Here is a 24,154-nt window from a genome sequence, read left to right as displayed (position 1 = left end):
ACATATTGAAGAGGAGATGAAGTATGGATCAGTTATTTAGATACCCATTGCAACAAATTCCGTTGGTAGCAATGGCGATTATTATTGCGCTATCTGTGCATGAATTTGCACATGCGTATGTTGCATATAAATTTGGAGACGATACAGCGAAAAAGCAAGGGCGTTTAACGTTATCACCGATGGCTCATTTAGATCCTGTCGGTATGATTGCTGTATTAATTCTTGGATTCGGTTGGGCAAGACCCGTGCCTGTTAACCCATATAACTTTAAAAGACCGCGTCTTGCAGGAATATTAGTTTCTATTGCGGGACCGATAAGTAATCTTATCTTAAGTGCAATTGGTTTAATTATTTGGTATAGCTTAATAACATTTGGTGTGTTAGATGCGATGCCACTTGCAGTAGCAGATACGCTGGATCAATTTTTCCAAATTTTTATTATGCTTAATATTGTTTTACTTGTATTTAATTTATTACCAATCCCGCCACTTGATGGTTATCGCGTTGTGGAAGATTTAGCACCAGCAAATATTCGTGCGAAAATGACACAGTATGAAAAGTATGGATCAATTGCGTTATTAATTCTTGTTATTACACCGCTTAGCAATTACACAATTCAACCTATTTTCAATGTTGTTATTCCATATGTATTAGTATTTTTACAAAATATCATTGCGCCTATTTTCAGGCTTTTTTAATCATTAAGCGAGGAGGAGTTTACATATGACAGAGAAAAAGAAAAAAATCGGTTTTAATATCGTGAAAAATGATTCAACAGATGGACATGGTGGTTTTGGCGTTGGGGCATTAAGTTTAGAAAATATTTCTCCTGTATTTGTTGATGTATTAGAGAAAACTGCGTTCGTTGATATCGGTGCGATGCATGCGCGTAGTACAGTAGAAAAAGGAATTAAGTTTTTAACAAATAAAGATGAAGTTCCAAACGGAAAACCGTTTTGGCTTGTTTGGGTAACAATTGAAAGAACACCAAACGGTGCTTATTACGCAGGTGCAACAGCCTGTGAAATGACAGTTGATCGTGAAATTCGCCGCGGATATAAATCACTTCCAGAGCATGTAAATAAAATGGATAAATCACTAAAGCGTCACATCATGATTGATCATATGGATGAATCATCTAAAAAAGTACTTGGTACATTCTTAAAAGAGCATAATGAAGCAATTTGGAACGAATCTAGTGAAGAATTGCGCCACGCATTATTAGGCGAATAAAAATAGCTGACGGATTTCCGTCAGCTATTTTTTTACCACGGGAGATATTTTTTCCACCAACCCGTCTTTTTCTTCTCTTCACTAACCTTTTCGAACTCTTCCTTATCATCAACGTGATCCATACAATACTCTGTTGGCTCTGTACCTTTTGCGAAATACATTTTCACAGAAATGGGACAATTTTTTGTAGCAATCTTACCGTTTTCAGGATTAACATCGACTGCAACAACATCTGCTGGTTGTTTGAACTCTTGTTTAGGCTGTCCATCTAATCCTTTTTCCATTGTATCGGTCCATATTTTTTTTGCGTATCCTTGTTCTGCTACGTTTGAAATGGATTTAGGTTGATCGTATCCAATCCAAACCCCTGTTACGAGCTGCGGGGTAAATCCAATCATCCAACTATCAGTTTCTGTAGAACCAGACTTTCCAGCATATGTTCTTGATAGTTTTGATAACATCGATTGACCGGTCACAGCGGCATAACTGCTTAGTTTTTTATTAAACATGCCTGCCATCATTTCTTCCATCACAAAGGCTTTGCTTTTATCTAGAACTTGTTTACTTTCTAAATGAGCGTCGTATAGCATATTTCCTTCATGATCAACGATGCGCCTTATAAAGATTGGTTTTACTTCTTTCCCGCCGTTTGCAAACATGCTATAAGCATTGACCATTTCAATTGGTTTTACAGGAGATGTGCCGAGAGCAAGAGACGGAACATCTTTTAATGCGCTAGTAATACCGAATTGCTTCGCTGTTTTTGTAAGAATGTCTTCGCCTAAAAATAGATTTGTCTTCACAGCATATACGTTATCAGAAACAGCGAGTGCTTGTGCCATTGTCACAAAGTCGTCTGCATAATAGTTTTTATAATTTTTCGGTTTATATTTGGAAACACCGTCACCTAAAGTGAATACAGTGTATTCGCTTTTTAAGCGCGTAGCAGGGGTGAATCCTCGTTCTAAGGCTGCGTAATATAGGAATGGCTTAAATGTAGAGCCGGGCTGACGAGCGGCTTGTGTAGCTCTGTTAAATTGACTCGTATTATAATCAGTTCCACCAACAAGGGCAGCCACTTCACCCGTTTTTGGATTCATAGAGACGAGGGCAGTTTGGATGTTTGTTGTTTCAGGTATATGATTTTTTACAGCTTGCTCTGCTACAGATTGTAATTTAGGGTCTAGCGTTGTATAAATACGTAAGCCACCTCGCTGTAAGGCTTGCTCATCTAATCCGATATCACGAAGAAGAGAAGCTTGTACAGCATCTTGGAAATAAGGCGCGACCTCTGCCACTTTTTTCGTATCTAATGAGGCGAAAGTTAGCGGTTCCTTTTTTGCCGAGGCAGCTTGCTGTTTTGTAATATAACCTTGTTCTACCATTTCATCTAGTATGAGAGATTGACGCCCTTTAGCACGCTCTTCTTTTAAAAAGGGAGAGTAGAAGCTAGGTCCTTTCGGAATGCCTGCGAGCATACTAGCTTCCGCTAATGTTAATTCTTTTGCAGTTTTATCGAAATACAGGCGAGAAGCAGCTTCGATTCCGTAAGCACCATGCCCGTAATAAATTGTATTTAAATATCCTTCTAAAATATGATTTTTATTATAGTTCACTTCAAGGCGAACGGTATACATTGCCTCTAATAGTTTACGCTTCCACGTTTTATCATGATCTAAGTATAGGTTACGAGCATACTGTTGTGTAATAGTACTAGCACCTTGTACTTTTGCCATTGCTTTTAAATCGGCAACAATGGCACCAACAATGCGCTTTATATCAAATCCATGATGTTTGTAGAATCGTTGATCTTCAATAGATAGTGTTGCCTCTTTTACATAAGGAGAAATTTCATCAAGAGATACATTATAGCGCTTTTGTGTTTCATTACTTTGCCCTATAACAGTGTCATCATTAGCGTAAAAGACACTCGTTTGCGGCACTGCAACAGGGGGAGGACCCATAATTTTTGCAGCTATAATGATAATAAAAAAGGAAAAAACGAAAAAAAGAACACAAGAAAACATTACGGTGAAGAAAAGACGTTTATATTTTTTAAGTTTTGGATTCATAGTCTGATCCATCTTTTTCAGCCCCTCATTAATACAAGCATTATTGTATTAGTATTGAGGGTTTTCGTTTATTTTAAACAATGAAATTTTGAAAACAAAAAAGCCCCTTCAATTAAGAAAGGAGCTCAAAGGCACGTGCTGGCCAATCGGTAATGATGACATCTACACCATAGTCAATCATAGTTTGTAAATCTTTATATTCATTAATAGTGTAAGGACGAAAAACGTATCCTTGCCCCTGTGCTAATTGGACAAACTCTTTCGTTAATAATTGAAAGTTTGGATGTAATCCAGTCGCCTCGCGCCTTTTTGCTTCAGCAATAGGATCTGCAAGTGGTGTATCGTACAAAATCGCTCTTGGAATTTCTGGAGCAATTTCTGCTAATAATGAAACGGAATCGTGGTTAAATGATGAAAATGCAATTTGATTGGATAGATGATATTCACGAACAAGAGCAACAACTTTTTCTTCAATATTTGGATAATGAAGAACATCTGTTTTTAATTCAATGTTAAGTTGTAAATTTGTTGTAGAGAGCCAAATAAATACTTCTCGTAATGTTGGGATTTTCGCCTCATGGAAAGAAGGATCTTTATGGCTACCAGCATCTAAAGCTTGTAATTCCTCTACAGTTTTCTCAGAAACAAGTCCCACGCCATTTGTTGTGCGGTCCACCGTTTCATCATGAATAACAACTAGTTCACCATCTTTTGATAGATGAACATCAAGTTCAATTCCATGAGCCCCAATGCGTTCAGCCTCTTGGAAGGCAATCATCGTATTTTCTGGGTGTGTTCCTTTTACCCCGCGATGAGCGAAAATAAGTGGTTTATTCATGTGGAAATCTCCTTATCATCTCTTTTCTTTTATTATGAAACTGCTTTGAGAAAAATACAATTCATATGACAAACATTTACAAAAGTATAACAGTTGCACAAAAGTTAACGTTAACGTAAAATGTAATAATCGGTGAAGGGAGGAATACACATGTATAAAATTGATGAAGTAACAAAGCAAGTTGGTTTAACAAAGCGTACACTTCGTTATTATGAGGAAATTGGTTTAATTCATCCCCCAGAACGCAGTGAAGGGAACATTCGCCTGTATACAGACGAGGACATTGCGAGAATTAAAAGGATTGTGGAAGCGAAAGAAGTACTAGGAATTACGCTTCAAGAAATGCAACATTTCTTATCGTTAAAAGAAAGAATGGAACAAAGAAGAAATAGTGAGAATCCGCGTGACCGTGAAGTGATTCAAGAAATTAAAGAGATGCTTGAAAAACAAGTGCAAACGTTAGACGAAAAAATGGAGCAAATGCAGCGTGTTAAGGCAGAGCTAGAGGATAGTTTAAGCCGTGCAGTTACATTTTTAGAGAATACAAAAGGAGAGTAATCAAAATGGAGAGCAAACAAAAATTAGGGAGATTGATTACAGTGGTGGCTACCTTCCTTGCCTTTTCAGGTATAGGAGTAGTCGACCCAATTTTACCAAGTATTGCTGAACAAATTGGTGCTTCGCATTGGCAAGTCGAGATGTTATTTACAGCTTATATTTTAACGATGGCAATTATGATGTTACCCGCTGGAATATTCGCATCAAGATTTGGTGATAAACGAATGATGACGATCGGTCTTGCGATTGTAACTGTATTTGCATTTATATGTGGTATATCGCAAACGATTGCTCAATTATCTCTTTTCCGCGCGGGGTGGGGATTAGGAAATGCGATGTTCTTCGCAACGGCGATGACATTATTAATTGCATTAAGTAAAGAAGTTCATGAAGCAGTAGGATTATATGAAGCAGCTATCGGTTTAGGGATGGCAGGTGGACCTTTATTAGGCGGTATATTAGGTGGACATTCTTGGCGTTACCCATTTTTTGCGACGAGTATTTTAATTTCTTTAGCATTTATTTTAGTTTTCTTTTTTGTAAAAGAACCGGAGCGAAAAGTGAAGCGTAAAGCGGCAGGCGTAGGAGAATTACTTAACCTGGTGAAGTATAAACCGTTTATGCAAGGTGCTATTTCCGGGATGTTATACTACTACGGATTTTTCGTCGTGTTAGCATATTCACCACTGATTATGCATTTATCTGCTATTCAATTAGGATTTGTATTTTGCGGATGGGGATTAGCATTAGCTTACGGATCAGCAATTTTAGCACATAAGCTAGAAGGTAAATATGAACCAAAAACATTGTTAAAAGGTAGTTTACTTGTATTTGCGATTTTCTTAATTGCACTATTCTTCGTTAAAATCATGTGGTTACAAATCGTGTTAATCGTTCTATCAGGATTAGCATCAGGCTTAAATAACGCGTTATTTACAAGTTATGTAATGGATATTTCACCTTATGAAAGATCTGTTACATCAGGTGTTTATAACTTCGTTCGTTGGTTAGGAGGCGCGATTGCTCCAATTTTATCAGGAGTCATCGGTCATACAGTTTCACCACAAAGTCCGTTTTTAGTCGGTGGAATTATTGTGTTAGTTGGTTGCGTAATGATTTTAATTCCGATTCGTAAACCGGTAGAAATAGAGACAAAAACCCTTTCTTAAGAAAGGGTTTTCTTTCCTATTACAGAGCAATCCCTTTTCACATATATGTTAGAACCCTCTGACTAAAATATATTTTCGGTATTTTTGTACTTTTAACTATACTTTTTGGATGTTTTGTTTTATTTTTGTTAGGGGACATTAATGATGTCCCTATTATAAATTTGCATTGAAAGGCGTGATTGTACGATGGAACTATGGTTCACTGAAAAACAAACAAAGCATTTTGGAATTACGGCGCGTATTAACCGCACATTACATACGGAGCAAACAGAATTCCAAAAACTTGATATGGTTGAAACGGAAGAGTTCGGAAACATGCTTATTTTAGATGGCATGGTTATGACAACAGAAAAGGACGAGTTCGTTTATCATGAGATGGTAGCGCACGTACCTTTATTTACACATCCAAACCCTGAAAACGTATTAGTAGTAGGCGGTGGCGATGGTGGTGTTATTCGTGAAGTATTAAAACACCCAAGCGTAAAGAAAGCAACTCTTGTTGAAATTGATGGAAAAGTAATTGAGTACTCTAAACAATACTTACCATCAATTGCAGGCGCATTAGATGATGAGCGTGTAGAAGTAAAAGTAGGAGACGGTTTCCTACACATCGCAGAAAGCGAAAATGAATATGACGTAATTATGGTAGATTCTACTGAGCCAGTAGGCCCAGCAGTAAACCTATTTACAAAAGGCTTCTACGCTGGAATTTCTAAAGCGTTAAAAGAAGATGGTATTTTCGTTGCCCAAACGGACAACCCTTGGTTTACACCAGAACTAATTACAACTGTGTTTAAAGACGTAAAAGAGATTTTCCCAATTACTCGTCTATACACAGCAAACATTCCGACGTATCCAAGTGGACTTTGGACGTTCACAATCGGATCTAAAAAACATGATCCATTAGAAGTAAGTGAAGAGCGTTTCCATGAAATCGAAACGAAATATTACACAAAAGAATTACACAATGCAGCATTCGCATTACCGAAATTTGTTGGCGATTTAATTAAGTAAGAGCGTTAAATTGAAATAAATAAAGTGTAAGTAACTCATTTAAGGTGTTTGTCTAGAAGGCTTGAACATGCTAGTTACTTACACTGCTACAAATGAAGTAGTCTTCTTGTGATAACAAGAAGGCCCAGGTAAATCGAGAAAGAGGAGCAATGCGCTCCAAATTTGAGAAATAGTGAAAGGTTGGGATACCTTAAGTTCCACATAAGGAGGAAAAGAATATGCGTTTTGATGAAGCTTATTCAGGTAAAGTATTTATTAAAAGTCATCCAAGTTTTGAAGAGTCAGAGGCAGTTATTTACGGGATGCCTATGGATTGGACAGTAAGTTTCCGTCCAGGATCTCGCTTTGGCCCTGCACGTATTCGTGAAGTATCAATCGGTCTTGAAGAATATAGTCCGTATTTAGATCGTGAACTAGAAGAGGTAAAATATTTTGATGCGGGTGATATCCCATTACCATTTGGGAATCCACAGCGCAGCATAGACATGATTGAAGAATATGTAACAAAACTATTAGATGCCGGTAAGTTTCCACTAGGTCTCGGCGGAGAGCACTTAGTGTCTTGGCCAATTTTTAAGGCAATGGCAAAAAAATATCCGGATTTAGCAATCATCCATATGGATGCTCATACTGACTTACGTGAGTCATATGAGGGAGAGCCTTTATCCCACTCTACACCAATTCGTAAAGTGTGCGATTTAATTGGTCCGGAAAACGTATATTCTTTCGGTATTCGTTCTGGAATGAAGGAAGAATTCGAATGGGCAAAAGAAGTAGGAATGAACTTATATAAATTTGACGTATTAGAACCGTTAAAGGAAGTATTACCGAAACTTGCAGGACGCCCAGTCTATGTCACAATTGACATCGACGTATTAGACCCAGCTCACGCTCCTGGAACAGGAACATTAGAAGCTGGAGGTATCACATCTAAAGAACTATTAGAGTCCATCGTAGCAATTGCAAATTCAAATATAAAAGTAGTCGGAGCAGACTTAGTAGAAGTAGCTCCAGTCTACGATCATAGTGATCAAACACCAATCGCAGCAAGCAAATTCGTGCGGGAAATGCTGCTCGGTTGGGTTAAATAAAAGCGTAGGCAGCTCGCTCAGAATCGCAGGTCATTGGAAAGCTCGACCGAGAAGCGCTTTTGGCTTCGAACGAGAGTGTGAAATGGCCGGGGATTCTAGCTGCTGTAGCTGGATAAAATAAAAGTGCAAGCGGCTCGCTCAGAATGTGAGGGGGATGGAGCTTCAGACGTAGAGGCGTTTTTTGCCTCGAAGGAAGAAGCGAAGCCACCGATCATTCTAGCCGCTGTAGCTGGATAAAGTAAAAGTGAAGCCGACTCAAAAAGTGTTTTGAGCCGGCTTCTTTTATTAATAGGTAGGTTATTATTGTTTTATTTAGTAGTTAAGTCGATATATGCGGAGTTGTGTTCAATATAATTTCACTTACCGTCAAGCGACATAAAAAAGAGCTATTCTCAAACGATGAGAATAGCTCCCTTTCTTTACGCAACTTTCTCTTCCGAAGTAATTCCGCGAATTTCATCAGCAGAACGGATTGGATATTTGCGGAACACAATGGAACCGACGTATCCAACAATAGTGGTAACGATTCCACATAATACGGCAGCAATCGTTACTTTTATTACATCATTAAATCCGAACAGTACGAGAAGTCCTGGAATTGGTGATGCTGTCCCTGGTGCATTATTAACGAGCTGGAATAGCGACGTAATAATACCGGCAAGCGCACCGCCAACAAAGTTTGTCATATAGATAGGAATTGGATTTGCTGAGACAACATCGGCCTGTGTTAACGGCTCGATTGCCACGGCGATTGTATCTTTCTTTGAACAGATTTTTAGTCGTTTAAAGAAAATGAAGTTCATTGGGGCAGAAGCTGCTACGGCAAGACTACCAATTGCCATTGGTAAACCAGTTAATCCAAGCATTGCAGTTAGTGCCATAGAACTTAATGGAGATGTAGAAATAACTGTTATTAATCCACCAAGCATAATACCCATAATGATAGGACTTTCTGTAGTTGCAACTGAAATCATAGAACCGATTTTACCGAGTGTTGCGTTAACGAGTGGATCCATAAGCATGGCCATTCCACGTGAAATTGGTGCGGCAATACATAGGATTGCTAAAAATTCTACACCAGCTGGTAATTTCTTTTCGAGAAATTTCACGACGAAAGCACAAACGTATCCAGCGAAAAATCCTGGTAAAATACCGAATCCACTAGTAGCTATACCGATTAAAACAGCGTATACGGGTGAAACGCCGATTGCTAATGCGACTAAAATTGCCGCTGCGACACCGCTCATACTACCAGAAGCTTCTCCTACTGATTGTAAAAAGTCATTATGAAACATTTCTCCACCAATATAACGGTGAAATGCTTCAATAAGAAAACTTGCGATTGCTGCATTAGCTAAAGCGCCCATTGCTTTCATTCCGTAAGGCGCACGGTAACTGAAAAGTGTAAATAGACAAAGTACAACAAGTAATAGTGCTAAACCTTGCAAGATAGCCATTTGAAAACTGTCTCCTTTGATTTTTGTAATAAAAATTTGTATCATTCAATAATAATATAAAAGTTTGTTAAACGGAAAAAATTTTTATTGGGAAATTGCTGTAAGGTGAAAAACTCTTACAATAATGTAAGGAAAGTGTAAGGCATTTCGATAGAGTATAGTATGCCTTTTTTCGTATAATACAGGTATAGACAGACAGTTAGTGAGAAAGAAGTGCAAACAGGAGGCGCATTTATGAAATTGGTAATTAAAGTTTTAGCTGTGTTCGCCATTATTTTAGGAGGAACAGCATATTATTTAAACACGAAAACAGAAGGTGTGCATGCTTTTGTAGACAACTTCTTTTCAAATAAAGAAATACAAGATTATTATGCTGTTATAGATAAAAGTGAAAAAAAAGACGATGAATATTTGTATACATTTAAAGGGTATACAGAAGATGGAAAGTTACAAGTTATTAAAAGAATGGTGAACCGTGAATTGCATACGGGTGCTTTTATAAAAATTTATGCAAAAGGTATGCAGGGAAAAGGATGGGCTGAAATCTCGAAAGAATCAATCCCGCAAAAAGCGTTGCAAAAAATAGAAAAACCATAAAAGGAGCGAATCGTTCGCTCCTTTTTTAGTGAGTTAAAATGGTGATAGCTGAACTTTCTTTATTAGAAATGATTTTTGCCCTTCCGCCAATTGGGAAAGTAAAAATAGGAGTTGTATGTCCGAAACTTGTATTTGCAATGATAGGTATATGTGTAAGTTCAGGCTTTGAAGCAATCATTTCTTGAATGTCTTCTATCGTACATTCTGCTCCTTTTTGCATTCGTCCTATAACAATGCCTTTTACATGTTCAAAGTCAGGTTGCTGCATAAGAGAATGTAAATATCGATCAAAAGTTTTTAGGGTAGATTTTCCTGTTAAACTATCCTCTTCAAGAAATAAAATTTTGCCCTGTAAGCTTGGCATATATGGTGTACCTTGCAGTAAATTAAATGTGCTCATATTGCCACCAATAATATCTCCCATCGCTTCCCCTTCTTGAATTGAAACATATCCTTCATTTTTAATAAATTCTCGATTTTCTTGATCCATATACCAAGAGTCATCGCTCCAAGTTTCAGCTGGTAGTATTTCAATAGGTTCATGAGAAGTTAAGCACTTTAAAAAGTAATCGGTCGTATAATCGAGCCCTTTCTCCATTCCAAATGAAGAGAAGTGAGGACCTGAATATGTAACTAAGCCTGTTTTAGCATAAATTGCGTTACTTAAAGCGGTAATATCAGAATAACCGCAGAAAATTTTCGGATTTTCTCGAATTAAATCATAATCGAGATGTTTCAATAAACCATTAGAGTTGTATCCGCCAAGTGTCGTCAAAATGGCTTTTACATTAGGATCTCTAAATGCTTCGTGGAGGTCTTGAACTCGTGAAGAAATAGAAGAGGAAGCGAATCGATCTATCTCATCAGCATATTTTGAGAATGTAACTTGAAAGCCTATGTCGGTTAATCTTTTTATAGCAAGGTCTCTGTTTTCATTTGAGACAATACTTAAACTACAAGATGGTGAAATAACCCTTATTTCATCACCTTTTTTTAATTTTGTTAGTAGCACCAAATTCACCCCTTGAAATGAAAGAATATTTAGATTTAAAAAATATTTTAACATATGAAATAAAGTGAAGGTGAATTATTTTTTGAAAAGGAGTTTTCCTGATTTTTCAGCAGACAGACAGAGTCTTTTTTTGATATGATAGGAAAAGTGATTTATTATAAGTAGTATTTAATATCTATAACATTTGAAGGGTGTGCAAGACGTGAAGAAACAACTTGCAGGCTTGCCGGTACACGTTCATTTCGTAACAGAAATCCGTGAAGGGGCGAGGAAGGAAACCGTTGCTTTTGAAGCAAATGGTCAATACTATGTAAAAGGTCAAGGTACATATATAACATTCCAAGAGCCGAACGAACAAGGCGAAGTGAAAACAATTATTAAAATTCAAGATGAACAAGTTCTCATTATGCGTTCAGGTGCTATTTCTATGCGTCAGACGCATGTGAAAGGTGAATGGACAACTGGTACGTATACGAGTGAACTTGGTACGTTTGCATTGCAAACGAAAACTGATAACGTTCTTTTTAAATGGTCGGATGAAAAGAAAAAAGGACAACTCTTCTTAACGTACGCATTGCTTCTAAGTGAACAAGAAGCTGGCAGATATACAATTACACTTAATTTGAAGGAGGCAAAATAATGAATTCTTTAGAACAAGTAAAAGGATTGATTAAAGAAGAAATTCAAGCTGCTGTATTAAAGGCAGAACTAGCGACAGAAGAACAAATTCCAAACGTTGTATTAGAATCTCCAAAAGATAAAACAAATGGTGACTTCTCTACAAATATGGCAATGCAACTTGCACGCGTTGCGAAAAAAGCACCTCGTATGATTGCAGAAGACTTAGTTGCAAACTTCGATAAAGCAAAAGCTTCTATTGAAAAAATTGAAATCGCTGGTCCTGGTTTCATTAACTTCTACATGGATAATAGCTACTTAACAGACTTAATCCCAACAATCGTCAACGCTGGTGAAGCATACGGTGAAACGAATACTGGTAAAGGTGAAAAAGTACAAATTGAGTTCGTATCTGCGAATCCAACAGGTGATCTTCACTTAGGACATGCACGTGGTGCGGCAGTAGGTGACACTTTATGTAACGTATTAGCAAAAGCAGGATATGATGTATCTCGTGAGTACTACATTAATGATGCTGGTAACCAAATTCATAACTTAGCTCTTTCTGTTGAAGCTCGTTACATGCAAGCTTTAGGTTTAGAGAAAGAAATGCCAGAAGACGGTTACCATGGTGCGGACATCATTGGAATCGGTAAACGCTTAGCTGAAGAGTTTGGCGATCGTTATGCAAAAGCTGATGCAGAAGAAAGCTATGAATTCTATCGTTCATACGGTTTAAAGTATGAGTTAGCAAAACTTCAAAAAGATTTAGCAAGCTTCCGTGTTAACTTCGATGTGTGGTTCTCAGAAACATCATTATACAAAAACGGAAAAATTGATAAGGCTCTTGCTGTATTAAAAGAGCGTGACGAAATCTTTGAAGAAGGCGGAGCAACTTGGTTCCGTTCAATGACTTACGGTGACGACAAAAACCGTGTATTAATTAAAAATGACGGTTCTTACACATACTTAACGCCAGATATCGCTTATCACCGTGATAAATTAGAGCGTGGTTTCGATAAGCTAATCAACATTTGGGGTGCTGACCACCACGGTTACATTCCTCGTATGAAAGCTGCTATTCAAGCACTAGGTTACGATAAAGAAACACTTGAAGTAGAAATCATCCAAATGGTACAACTGTACCAAAATGGTGAAAAAATGAAAATGAGTAAGCGTACAGGTAAAGCAGTTACACTTCGTGAGCTTATGGAAGAAGTAGGCGTGGACGCAATGCGATACTTCTTCGCAATGCGTAGCGGTGATTCTCATTTAGACTTCGATATGGACTTAGCTGTATCAAAATCTAATGAAAACCCGGTATACTATGCACAATATGCACATGCCCGTGTATGCAGTATCCTTCGTCAAGGTGAAGAGTTAGGATTAGCTACAGGCGGAGACGTGAATTACAAACTTGTTACTTCTGAGAAAGAAGTAGAGTTACTGAAAAAACTTGGTGAATTCCCAGCTGTAGTTGCGGATGCAGCGCAAAAGCGTCTGCCACACCGCATTACAAGCTATGCATTTGAATTAGCTGCAGCATTACACAGCTTCTACAATGCAGAAAAAGTATTAAACCAAGATAACTTAGAATTAAGTAAAGCTCGTTACGAATTAATGAAAGCAGTACGCACGACACTTCAAAATGCATTAGCAATCGTAGGAGTATCTGCACCAGAAAAAATGTAGTAGACAAAAGAAAAGATACTTATTTTTGTTTAGAAGTGATATACAAGTTGATATAAAAAACATCTGATCAGTCTATAAACTGATTACATGTCAAAGAAAGAAGACCAACGAAAAGCCGTATGGGGGAGAACCTCACGTACGTCTTGATGAGGGTAAACTGAAATAAAAAAGAGATGGCAGAGCTGTCTCTTTTTTATTTCAGTTTACTAATATAAATACATGTGACAAATATATGTTATGGTGATGAAGTGAAAATAGTAAAGTACCAATTAACTATTGATTTTTAGGAACGATTCTAGAATAATAGACTGTTGGGGGTAAAATTATCAAAAATCCATATATGTATTATTAGTTGGTGGGATGTTACTAGGAAATGGTGTGATTGTTGTAAAAAACATTGTTACAGCTATGCCAAATACTAAAATAACAATTCATCTAACCAAGTATCTAACCAATTAGTAATTAATCTTGAAAACTTCCAGCTTAGTCAAGAAACTAGGGGGATATGTTTAAAATAGTACATATAGTACAATTGAAGTTTTCATGATTTGATAAAAAATAATGAAAGGATATAAATCTCTCGGTTTTGATATTATCATCATATATAAGCTCATTTTAATTCTTCGACATAGCCATGGAACCCATTAGGCAAAGTGTTTTTTCTCGACACTCATTTATATACTCCAAAAATGAAAAGGCTGAATTTCGTATTTCTATGCGATTTACATGAAATCAGTTGAAAATCATACTCTTTTTTAGTTACCCCCAAATTCGGTCCACTGTATTCAAATTTGGAGAATATGACTATCATCTTGCATAGGCAAACAATACTTCATCCAGAGCGTTTTTAATTATATAATGCTGGCGGTGGAACGCTTCTTGTTCTACTTGTTTCGGTGTGTAGGTCGGCTGTGTAACTAAACACAAAACGTTTTAACATATGGCCAATTTCACCTCAACTCATAATGGCAGAAAATGCATCTTCAATAACATTTTTTAGAATACGAGTATCCTAGCATGTTTCACAATCGTAATCTTCCTCGGCTGATATGCTAATTTCGATTATAGATGGTACTTCTTGTTATTCTTTAGGAGGATAAGTAAGGAAGTTGACCAAATGCATATTTACTGTGAAGTAGCTAGGCCATACTTGCCGGTAACGAATTTTTCGGTATTTATAGAGCGAGCGTTTGCATTGGGTTTGGAGAAATTCCGGAAATTTTACAGCATAATAAGACGACAATGGCTGTCATGAGCTTTATCGTGAGTACTTTTCAAATTGTCTCCTTCTAACTTTGAAGTTATTCTGTGGTCCGTTCATGTGTACTTGTAATTTGAATTTCTTTATCGAAATTTGTCCTGTATCTGTTTTTGTTAAACAGTATATACGAGAAATGAAACATCAGAGAAATTAGATGAATCTATATAAGAGTCAAACTGCAAGTTTCTAAGTAATAGAAGGGTTGAAAAAAGAGAAAAAGATGATAATAGCTATCGAAAATATTTAAGTAAAGTGGCTTAATGACATTGAATAATAGAATCTTTGTCATAGTATGCTTGTACCAGGATCTATCTATTTTTAATTTTATAGGAGGATAACATAAAATATGTATTTAAAAAGAATTACTTCGATTTTTTCGATTATAATGATTTTCATGTTTACTATAGGTCAGAGTTTGCTACCTATAGTAGCAAATGCACAAGAGCTAAACACAGCAGGACTTGTGGATAGTTTTCAGATTGGTAAAACAAATCTAAGTACCACAGAACGGACTAAAGTAACTGTAAACTTCAGTGAAAAAGATGGACTTAGGCTGAAGCCTGGAGACACACTAACATTAACACTGCCTCCAGAATTAAAAGGATTAAATAGCGAGTTTCTATTAAATGACTATGGTACTTGTAAAGTTACAGCAGGTACTGTGGTATGTACATTTAATGATAAAGTGGATACACATGAAAATATTCAAGGGTATTTAAACTTTTTCGTGGAAGCTACTAATGTAGGAACGGATCAAAAGAAAGAGATTGAAACCAATTTTGGTACAAATGTAGATAAGCAATCTGTAACAATTACCGGCCCAAGCAGTGGTGGTGGTACAGATCCTGGAAAGCCACCGTTTTTTTATAAAACTGGTGATATGAACTCAGGTAAGGACGATGAAGTACGTTGGTTCTTGAATATAAACTTAGCTAAAGAAGAGTTAAGTCGTGATATTGTTGTGACTGATAATTTACAGGAAGGTCAAACACTTAATAAGGATAGTTTCTATATAATTGTAGATGATGATTTAGGTCGTCGATCTTTAACGCTACAAGAGCTTGAAGGGCAAGGTTACGGAACAATTACCTTTACCGGAGACAAATCATTTAAAGTTGTGCTTAATAAGGATAAAGCACGTCTTGCCTCCTTTTCGATTGGTTATACATCTACTATAACGGAAGCTGGGAAGACGCAAGATTTTTTTAAGAATGATTATACGATTGATTACCAAGTTTTAAACGAAGAACCAGTTACTGAATCGGGTACTCATCCAGTCGAAAATATGACAGCTGGCGGTGGTGCTACCGGTAACAAGGTCCCAAAAGGAAAGCTGAAAATTATTAAACATATTGAAGGAAATAAAGAAAAAATAATCCCGAATGTTTCGTTTAAGTTGTATAAAGAGTCTGGTGAACAAGTTGGGGGCGAATATACAACAAATGAAAAAGGGATAGTTGAAACTCCTCAATTATCACCAGGTAAATATTATGTACAAGAGGTTTCAGCTCCAGACTATATTGATTTCGATCCTCAGAAAAAAGTAGAGTTTGAAATAAAATCAGATGATGAAAATGGAGTCGAACTGGATATTCCAAATAAAGTGAAAACTACATCTGTTTCAGGAACGAAGATGTGGAAAGGCGATAACGAGAAAGATCGTCCAAGTTCAATCAAAGTAGAATTACTACAAAATGAGAAAATAGTAGACACGAAAGAAGTAACAGCGGCGGATGGTTGGAAATACAAATTTGACAACCTAGCAGTTTATGATGCAAATGGAGTAGCGTACAAGTATGAAGTAAAAGAACAACCGATAGATGGATACACAACAGAAGTAAATGGTTATGACATTACAAATACAAAAGTGGTACAAACAACCAAAGTAGAAGGAACGAAAACATGGAAGGACGGAAATGCGGAAGGTCGTCCGACGATGATTAAAGTAGACTTACTACAAAACGGTACAGTGATTATGACGCAAGAAGTAAGCGAAGCAACAGGCTGGAAATATGAATTTAAAGATTTAGCGATAAACGATGCAGACGGAAAAGCATATAAGTATGAAGTGAAAGAACAAGCAGTAGACGGATACGAATCAAAAGTAAATGGTTATGACATCACGAATACAAAAATAGGCAAGACATCAGTTGCAGGAACGAAGACGTGGAAAGGTGGTACAGAGGAAGAGCATAAAGCCATCAAAGTAGACTTACTACAAAACGGTACAGTGATTGCGACACAAGAAGTAAGCAAAGAAACAGGTTGGAAGTATGAATTTAAAGATTTAGTAGCGTTCGATGAAAATGGAAAAGCATACAAGTATGAAGTGAAAGAACAGCCGGTAGATGGATACGAATCAAAAGTAAATGGTTATGACATCACGAATACAAAAGTAGGTAAGACATCAGTTTCAGGAACGAAGACGTGGAACGATAACAATGCGTCAGATCGTCCGAAAACCATCAAAGTAGATTTAGTACAAAAAGATAACTCACAAGCACAAAAAGAAACAGTGATTGCGACGCAAGAAGTAAGTGAAGCAGCAGGTTGGAAGTATGAGTTTAAAGATTTAGCAGCGTATGATGAAAATGGAGTAGCATACAAGTATGAAGTGAAAGAACAGCAGGTAGATGGATACGAATCAAAAGTAAATGGTTATGACATCACAAATACAAAAGTAGGCGAAACAAAAGTAGAAGGAACGAAGACATGGAAAGACGATAATGCGAAAGATCGTCCGACAATGATCAAAGTAGACCTTTTACAAAATGGTAAAGTAGTAGACACAAAAGAAATAACAGCAGCAACAGAATGGAAGTACACATTTGAAAACCTCCAAGCATATGATGCAAACGGAGTAGCATACAAGTATGAAGTGAAAGAACAAGCAGTAGATGGATACAAACCGGAAGTCAACGGTTATGACATCACAAATACAAAAGTAGGCGAAACAAAAGTAGAAGGAATGAAAACATGGAAAGACGATAACGCGAAAGATCGTCCGGAAATGATTAAAGTAGACCTACTACAAAATGGTACAGTGATTGCGACGCAAGAAGTAAGCAAAGCAACAGGTTGGAAATATGAATTCAAAGATTTAGCGGCATACGATGCCGAAGGTAAGGCATATAAGTACGAAGTGAAAGAACAAGCAGTAGACGGATATCAAACAGAAGTAAAAGGTTATGACATCACGAATACAAAGGTTGGTCAAACAAAAGTAGAAGGAACGAAGGTATGGAAGGACGGAAATGGTGAAGGGCGTCCAGAAACCATCAAAGTAGACCTACTACAAAATGGCAAGGTAATCGATACAAAAGAAGTAAGCGCAGCAAGCGAATGGAAATATGCGTTTACAGATTTAGTGGCATACGATACCGAAGGTAAGGCATATAAGTATGAAGTAAAAGAACAACCAGTAGACGGATATCAATCCGAAGTAAAAGGTTATGACATTACGAATACAAAAGTAAGCAAGACGAAAGTAGAAGGAACGAAAACATGGAAAGACGATAATGCGAAAGATCGTCCGGAAATGATTAAAGTAGACTTACTACAAAATGGTAAAGTAGTAGACACAAAAGAAGTAAGCAAAGCAACAAATTGGAAGTACACATTTGAAAACCTCCAAGCATACGATGCAAACGGAGTAGCATACAAGTATGAAGTAAAAGAACAAGCAGTAGACGGATATCAAGCAGAAGTACATGGTTATGACATCACGAATACTAAAGTTGGTCAAACAAAAGTAGAAGGAACGAAAACGTGGAAAGACGATAATGCGAAAGATCGTCCGACGATGATTAAAGTAGACTTACTACAAAATGGCCAAGTAATCGCAACACAAGAAGTAACAGAAGTGACAGGCTGGAAATATGAATTCAAAGATTTAGCGTCATACGATGCTGAAGGTAAGGCATATAAGTATGAAGTGAAAGAACAAGCAGTAGATGGATATCAATCCGAAGTAAAAGGATATGACATCACAAATACAAAAGTAGGCGAAACGAAGGTAGAAGGAACAAAGACTTGGAACGATAACAACGCAACAGATCGTCCGACGATGATTAAAGTAGACTTACTACAAAATGGTAAAGTAGTAGACACAAAAGAAGTAAGCAAAGCAACAAATTGGAAGTACACATTTGAAAACCTACAAGCATACGATGTAAACGGAGTAGCTTACGAGTATAAAGTGAAAGAACAAGCAGTAGATGGATATCAATCCGAAGTCAAAGGATATGACATCATAAATACAAAAGTAGCGAAATTGACAGTAGAAGGAACGAAGATGTGGAAAGACGGAAATGCAACAGACCGTCCGGTAATGATCAAAGTCAACTTACTACAAAATGGAAATGTGATAAAAACACAAGATGTACTAGCAGTAATGGGTTGGAAATATATATTCGCAGATTTAGAAGCATATGATGCAAGCGGAGTAGCTTACGAGTATACAGTGAAGGAACAACCAGTAAAAGGATATCAATCCGAAGTCAAAGGATATGACATCACAAATACAAAAGTAGGCGAAACGAAAGTAGAAGGAACAAAGACTTGGAACGATAACAATGCAACAGATCGTCCGACGATGATTAAAGTAGATTTACTACAAAACGGTAAAGTAGTAGACACAAAAGAAGTAAGCAAAGTAACAAATTGGAAGTACACATTTGAAAACCTCCAAGCATACGATGCAAGCGGAGTAGCTTACGTGTATAAAGTGAAAGAACAAGCGGTAGATGGATATCAATCCGAAGTCAAAGGATATGACATCACGAATACAAAGGTTGGTCAAACAAAAGTAGAAGGAACGAAAACGTGGAAAGACGATAATGCGAAAGGTCGTCCTTCAATGATTAAAGTCGACTTACTACAAAATGGTAAAGTAGTAGACACAAAAGAAGTAACAGCAGCAACAAATTGGAAGTACACATTTGAAAACCTCCAAGCATACGATGCAAACGGAGTAGCTTACGAGTATAAAGTGAAAGAACAACCGGTAGACGGATATCAATCGGAAGTAAAAGGTAATGACATCACGAATACAAAAATAGGCAAGACGAAAGTAGAAGGAACGAAAACGTGGAAGGATGATAATGCGAAAGATCGTCCGACGATGATTAAAGTAGACTTACTACAAAATGGCCAAGTAATCGCAACACAAGAAGTAACAGAAGTAACAGGTTGGAAATATGAATTCAAAGATTTAGCGGCATACGATGCCGAAGGCAAGGCATATAAGTATGAAGTAAAAGAACAAGCAGTAGACGGATATCAAACAGAAGTAAAAGGTAATGACATCACGAATACAAAGATTGGTCAAACAAAAGTAGAAGGAACGAAGGTATGGAAGGACGGAAACGGTGAAGGACGTCCAGAAATAATCAAAGTCGACCTACTACAAAATGGCAAGGTAATCGATACAAAAGAAGTAAGCGCAGCAAGCGAATGGAAATATGTGTTTACAGATTTAGCGGCATACGATGCTGAAGGAAAAGCATATAAGTATGAAGTGAAAGAGCAACCAGTAAACGGATATCAATCCAAAGTAAAAGGTTATGACATTACAAATACAAAAGTGGCGCAAACAAAAGTAGAAGGAACGAAAACATGGAAAGACGATAATGCGAAAGATCGTCCGAATATGATTAAAGTAGACTTACTACAAAATGGCCAAGTAATCGCAACGCAAGAAGTAATAGAAGCAGGCGGTTGGAAGTATGAATTCAAAGATTTAGCGGCATATGATGCCGAAGGTAAGGCATATAAGTATGAAGTGAAAGAACAAGCAGTAGACGGATATCAAACAGAAGTAAAAGGTAATGACATCACGAATACAAAGATTGGTCAAACAAAAGTAGAAGGAACGAAGGTATGGAAGGACGGAAATGGTGAAGGACGTCCAGAAATAATCAAAGTCGACCTACTACAAAATGGCAAGGTAATCGATACAAAAGAAGTAAGCGCAGCAAGCGAATGGAAATATGTGTTTACAGATTTAGCGGCATACGATGCCGAAGGCAAGGCATATAAGTATGAAGTGAAAGAACAAGCAGTAGACGGATATCAATCGGAAGTAAAAGGTAATGACATCACGAATACAAAAATAGGCAAGACGAAAGTAGAAGGAACGAAAACGTGGAAGGATGATAATGCGAAAGATCGTCCGACGATGATTAAAGTAGACTTACTACAAAATGGCCAAGTAATCGCAACACAAGAAGTAACAGAAGTAACAGGTTGGAAATATGAATTCAAAGATTTAGCGGCATATGATGCCGAAGGTAAGGCATACAAGTATGAAGTGAAAGAACAAGCAGTAGACGGATATCAAACAGAAGTAAAAGGATATGACATCACGAATACAAAGGTTGGTCAAACAAAAGTAGAAGGAACGAAAACATGGAAAGACGGTAATTCATCAGAACGTCCTTCAATGATCAAAGTAGACTTACTACAAAATGGCCAGGTTATCGATACAAAAGAAGTAAGCGCAGCGAGCGAATGGAAATATGTGTTTACAGATTTAGCGGCATACGATGCTGAAGGAAAAGCATATAAGTATGAAGTGAAAGAGCAACCAGTAGACGGATATCAATCCAAAGTAAGAGGTTATGACATTACAAATACAAAAGTGGCGCAAACAAAAGTAGAAGGAACGAAAACATGGAAAGACGATAATGCGAAAAATCGTCCGAATATGATTAAAGTAGACTTACTACAAAATGGCCAAGTAATCGCAACGCAAGAAGTAATAGAAGCAGGCGGTTGGAAGTATGAATTCAAAGATTTAGCGGCATATGATGCCGAAGGTAAGGCATATAAGTATGAAGTGAAAGAACAAGCAGTAGACGGATATCAAACAGAAGTACATGGTTATGACATCACGAATACTAAAGTTGGTCAAACAAAAGTAGAAGGAACGAAAACGTGGAAAGACGATAATGCGAAAGATCGTCCAAATATGATTAAAGTAGACTTACTACAAAATGGCCAAGTAATCGCAACACAAGAAGTAACAGAAGCAAGCGGTTGGAAGTATGAATTTAAAGATTTAGCGGCATACGATGCCGAAGGTAAGGCATACAAGTATGAAGTGAAAGAACAAGCAGTAGACGGATATCAAACAGAAGTAAAGGGTAATGACATCACGAATACAAAGATTGGTCAAACAAAAGTAGAAGGAACGAAGGTATGGAAGGACGGAAATGGTGAAGGACGTCCAGAAATAATCAAAGTCGACCTACTACAAAATGGCAAGGTAATCGATACAAAAGAAGTAAGCGCAGCAAGCGAATGGAAATATGTGTTTACAGATTTAGCGGCATACGATGCCGAAGGCAAGGCATATAAGTATGAAGTGAAAGAACAAGCAGTAGACGGATATCAATCGGAAGTAAAAGGTAATGACATCACGAATACAAAAATAGGCAAGACGAAAGTAGAAGGAACGAAAACGTGGAAGGATGATAATGCGAAAGATCGTCCGACGATGATTAAAGTAGACTTACTACAAAATGGCCAGGTTATCGATACAAAAGAAGTAAGCGCAGCGAGCGAATGGAAATATGTGTTTACAGATTTAGCGGCATACGATGCTGAAGGAAAAGCATATAAGTATGAAGTGAAAGAGCAACCAGTAGACGGATATCAATCCGAAGTAAAAGGATATGACATCACGAATACAAAAGTAAGCCAAACAAAAGTAGAAGGAACAAAAATGTGGAAAGACGATAATGCGAAAGATCGTCCGAAAGCAATTAAAGTAGACTTACTACAAAACGGCCAGGTTATCGATACAAAAGAAGTAAGCGCAGCGAGCGAATGGAAATATGTGTTTACAGATTTAGCGGCATACGATGCTGAAGGAAAAGCATATAAGTATGAAGTGAAAGAGCAACCAGTAGACGGATATCAATCCGAAGTAAAAGGATATGACATCACGAATACAAAAGTAAGCCAAACAAAAGTAGAAGGAACAAAAATGTGGAAAGACGATAATGCGAAAGATCGTCCGAAAGCAATTAAAGTAGACTTACTACAAAACGGCCAGGTTATCGATACAAAAGAAGTAAGCGCAGCGAGCGAATGGAAATATGTGTTTACAGATTTAGCGGCATACGATGCTGAAGGAAAAGCATATAAGTATGAAGTGAAAGAGCAACCAGTAGACGGATATCAATCCGAAGTAAAAGGATATGACATCACGAATACAAAAGTAAGCCAAACAAAAGTAGAAGGAACAAAAATGTGGAAAGACGATAATGCGAAAGATCGTCCGAAAGCAATTAAAGTAGACTTACTACAAAACGGCAAAGTGATTGCGACGCAAGAAGTAAGCAAAGCAACAGGCTGGAAATATGAATTTAAAGATTTAGCAGCATATGATGCAGACGGAAAAGCATACAAGTATGAAGTGAAAGAACAAGCAGTAGACGGATATCAAACAGAAGTACATGGTTATGACATCACGAATACAAAGGTTGGTCAAACAAAAGTAGAAGGAACGAAAACGTGGAAAGACGATAATGCGAAAGAACGTCCTTCAATGATTAAAGTAGACTTACTACAAAATGGCCAAGTAATCGCAACACAAGAAGTGAGTACAGCAAGTGATTGGAAATATGCGTTTAAAGATTTAGCAGCATATGATGCTGAAGGTAAGGCGTACAAGTATGAAGTGAAAGAACAACCAGTAGCGGGATACAAATCCGAAGTAAATGGTTATGACATCACGAATACAAAAATCAAGGACGAACCAGGTGTAGATCCAAAAGATCCAAGTACAGATCCGAAAGATCCAAGCACAGATCCGAAAGATCCAAGCACAAATCCAAAAGATCCAGGTACAGATCCAAACACAAATGCAGACAAAAATAGCGATTCAAAAGTTCCACCTACTACAGAAAATGATAAGCCAACATTACTTCCTAACACAGGAGGAACATCAGCAGAAATGAGTTCAATTCTTGGAGGTATGGTATTATTCCTTTTAGGTGGAATCCTACTCGCTCGTCAGCGAATAAAATAATAAAAAAGATTTAGATTATTGATTACACTGTAATCTGAGTAGCAGACAAATTAAAAAATTACTATTGATATTACGCCCTTTAGGTAAGTATTCAAAAACACTTCACGATAAAGTGAAGGGAAGAATGCAACCTGAAGGGCTTTTTTTAGAAAAAAGAGAACAATTTCAGGTTGGACTCAATCAGCGGCCGAATAATATGGTCAGCTTTCATAGAGCTAAGCGGCTCTAAAGTAACAATGAAATCGTTTTTGATAAGTCGATTATGTATTGGACCATAAGCTTAGAATGTGGTGTGGTATCTCATGTAATTTAAGATCAATGACCATGTTCCGTTAAGTTTTGGATGAATGCATAGCCATTTTTATGGCTAATTTAGAAATAGTATTTTGTAAAGCTTTGCTCGTGAGTAGCTGCATCAGCGTTTGTTTCAGGAATAAAGGCATTTGTTCCTAAAAATAACTGTTAAAGCTAACACAACTGCAAGAATAATCTTTTCATAGTAGAA

The 24,154-nt window shown here is 37.2% G+C and carries 14 protein-coding genes; 10 read left to right on the top strand and 4 right to left on the bottom strand.

Annotated elements, in window-relative coordinates:
• Window positions 1–23: 23 nt before the first annotated feature.
• The gene (locus QCI77_RS27215) at window positions 24–698 is read left to right on the top strand and encodes a site-2 protease family protein (RefSeq protein WP_353825725.1); all 675 of its coding nucleotides are present in this window, start codon (window positions 24–26) and stop codon (window positions 696–698) included.
• A gap of 25 nt (window positions 699–723) precedes the next feature.
• On the top strand, window positions 724–1,233 hold the full coding sequence (locus QCI77_RS27210) for a YwhD family protein (protein ID WP_002016357.1): 510 nt from the start codon (window positions 724–726) through the stop codon (window positions 1,231–1,233).
• Window positions 1,234–1,265: 32 nt separating this feature from the next.
• Here the strand turns inward: QCI77_RS27210 and QCI77_RS27205 are convergent, their stop codons facing one another.
• Both QCI77_RS27205 and QCI77_RS27200 read right to left on the bottom strand, forming a co-directional pair.
• Entirely contained in the window at window positions 1,266–3,317 is a 2,052-nt protein-coding gene (locus QCI77_RS27205) for a transglycosylase domain-containing protein (protein ID WP_002068524.1), read from the bottom strand.
• A 100-nt stretch (window positions 3,318–3,417) separates the two neighbouring features.
• Window positions 3,418–4,143 carry a glycerophosphodiester phosphodiesterase gene (locus QCI77_RS27200; protein ID WP_002089801.1) on the bottom strand — a complete coding sequence of 242 codons (726 nt, stop codon included), beginning with the start codon at window positions 4,141–4,143 and terminating at the stop codon, window positions 3,418–3,420.
• Window positions 4,144–4,293: 150 nt separating this feature from the next.
• Here QCI77_RS27200 and QCI77_RS27195 point away from each other — a divergent pair, with 150 nt between their 5' ends.
• From QCI77_RS27195 to speB, 4 genes are all read left to right on the top strand, one after another.
• Window positions 4,294–4,701 (top strand): MerR family transcriptional regulator, encoded by a 408-nt coding sequence (locus tag QCI77_RS27195; RefSeq protein WP_002016353.1) that lies wholly within the window; start codon window positions 4,294–4,296, stop codon window positions 4,699–4,701.
• Between the two features lie 5 nt (window positions 4,702–4,706).
• The gene (locus QCI77_RS27190) at window positions 4,707–5,870 is read left to right on the top strand and encodes an MFS transporter (RefSeq protein WP_353825724.1); all 1,164 of its coding nucleotides are present in this window, start codon (window positions 4,707–4,709) and stop codon (window positions 5,868–5,870) included.
• A 186-nt stretch (window positions 5,871–6,056) separates the two neighbouring features.
• A complete protein-coding gene (gene speE, locus QCI77_RS27185; RefSeq protein ID WP_000424693.1) occupies window positions 6,057–6,884 on the top strand; it encodes a polyamine aminopropyltransferase in 828 nt (275 codons plus the stop codon).
• A 218-nt stretch (window positions 6,885–7,102) separates the two neighbouring features.
• A complete protein-coding gene (gene speB, locus QCI77_RS27180) occupies window positions 7,103–7,975 on the top strand; it encodes an agmatinase (RefSeq protein WP_002016350.1) in 873 nt (290 codons plus the stop codon).
• A 419-nt stretch (window positions 7,976–8,394) separates the two neighbouring features.
• Here speB and QCI77_RS27175 read toward each other — a convergent pair whose 3' ends face one another.
• Complete coding sequence (locus QCI77_RS27175; protein ID WP_002068536.1) at window positions 8,395–9,432, bottom strand: PTS sugar transporter subunit IIC; 1,038 nt, start codon at window positions 9,430–9,432, stop codon at window positions 8,395–8,397.
• 234 nt (window positions 9,433–9,666) lie between these two features.
• On the opposite strand from QCI77_RS27175, the gene QCI77_RS27170 reads away from it, so the two are divergent.
• Window positions 9,667–10,029 carry a YxeA family protein gene (locus tag QCI77_RS27170; protein ID WP_002130097.1) on the top strand — a complete coding sequence of 121 codons (363 nt, stop codon included), beginning with the start codon at window positions 9,667–9,669 and terminating at the stop codon, window positions 10,027–10,029.
• A gap of 25 nt (window positions 10,030–10,054) precedes the next feature.
• Here QCI77_RS27170 and QCI77_RS27165 read toward each other — a convergent pair whose 3' ends face one another.
• A complete protein-coding gene (locus tag QCI77_RS27165; protein WP_328011349.1) occupies window positions 10,055–11,095 on the bottom strand; it encodes a S66 family peptidase in 1,041 nt (346 codons plus the stop codon).
• A 148-nt stretch (window positions 11,096–11,243) separates the two neighbouring features.
• Between QCI77_RS27165 and QCI77_RS27160 the strand changes: the two genes are divergently transcribed.
• The 3 genes from QCI77_RS27160 (at window position 11,244) to QCI77_RS27150 (ending at window position 23,649) form a co-directional block, all read left to right on the top strand.
• The gene (locus QCI77_RS27160) at window positions 11,244–11,681 is read left to right on the top strand and encodes a YwiB family protein (RefSeq protein ID WP_002089794.1); all 438 of its coding nucleotides are present in this window, start codon (window positions 11,244–11,246) and stop codon (window positions 11,679–11,681) included.
• Window positions 11,681–13,351, top strand: coding sequence for an arginine--tRNA ligase (argS, locus tag QCI77_RS27155; protein ID WP_353825723.1), 1,671 nt, complete (start codon window positions 11,681–11,683; stop codon window positions 13,349–13,351). The genes QCI77_RS27160 and argS overlap by 1 nt, the downstream gene beginning before the upstream one ends.
• A 1,655-nt stretch (window positions 13,352–15,006) precedes the next feature.
• Window positions 15,007–23,649: a Cna B-type domain-containing protein gene (locus QCI77_RS27150; RefSeq protein WP_353825722.1), complete on the top strand. Its 8,643-nt coding sequence runs from the start codon at window positions 15,007–15,009 to the stop codon at window positions 23,647–23,649.
• Window positions 23,650–24,154 lie beyond the last annotated feature (505 nt).

The sequence above is a fragment of the Bacillus cereus group sp. MG9 genome (genome assembly GCF_040459995.1).
Classification (GTDB): Bacteria; Bacillota; Bacilli; order Bacillales; family Bacillaceae_G; genus Bacillus_A; species Bacillus_A mycoides.
Note: the sequence above shows the minus strand (reverse complement) of the source record. Positions and strands in the feature narration are given on the sequence as shown.

Bases quoted from the DNA above. Each gene is read 5' to 3' on its own strand.
- QCI77_RS27175 (WP_002068536.1), bottom strand. From the start codon at position 9,432: ATGGCTATCTTGCAAGGTTTAGCACTATTACTTGTTGTACTTTGTCTA.
- speB (WP_002016350.1), top strand. From the start codon at position 7,103: ATGCGTTTTGATGAAGCTTATTCAGGTAAAGTATTTATTAAAAGTCAT.
- QCI77_RS27205 (WP_002068524.1), bottom strand. From the start codon at position 3,317: ATGGATCAGACTATGAATCCAAAACTTAAAAAATATAAACGTCTTTTC.
- QCI77_RS27150 (WP_353825722.1), top strand. From the start codon at position 15,007: ATGTTTACTATAGGTCAGAGTTTGCTACCTATAGTAGCAAATGCACAA.
- argS (WP_353825723.1), top strand. From the start codon at position 11,681: ATGAATTCTTTAGAACAAGTAAAAGGATTGATTAAAGAAGAAATTCAA.
- QCI77_RS27165 (WP_328011349.1), bottom strand. From the start codon at position 11,095: ATGTTAAAATATTTTTTAAATCTAAATATTCTTTCATTTCAAGGGGTG.
- QCI77_RS27190 (WP_353825724.1), top strand. From the start codon at position 4,707: ATGGAGAGCAAACAAAAATTAGGGAGATTGATTACAGTGGTGGCTACC.
- QCI77_RS27210 (WP_002016357.1), top strand. From the start codon at position 724: ATGACAGAGAAAAAGAAAAAAATCGGTTTTAATATCGTGAAAAATGAT.
- QCI77_RS27170 (WP_002130097.1), top strand. From the start codon at position 9,667: ATGAAATTGGTAATTAAAGTTTTAGCTGTGTTCGCCATTATTTTAGGA.
- QCI77_RS27200 (WP_002089801.1), bottom strand. From the start codon at position 4,143: ATGAATAAACCACTTATTTTCGCTCATCGCGGGGTAAAAGGAACACAC.
- QCI77_RS27215 (WP_353825725.1), top strand. From the start codon at position 24: ATGGATCAGTTATTTAGATACCCATTGCAACAAATTCCGTTGGTAGCA.
- QCI77_RS27195 (WP_002016353.1), top strand. From the start codon at position 4,294: ATGTATAAAATTGATGAAGTAACAAAGCAAGTTGGTTTAACAAAGCGT.
- speE (WP_000424693.1), top strand. From the start codon at position 6,057: ATGGAACTATGGTTCACTGAAAAACAAACAAAGCATTTTGGAATTACG.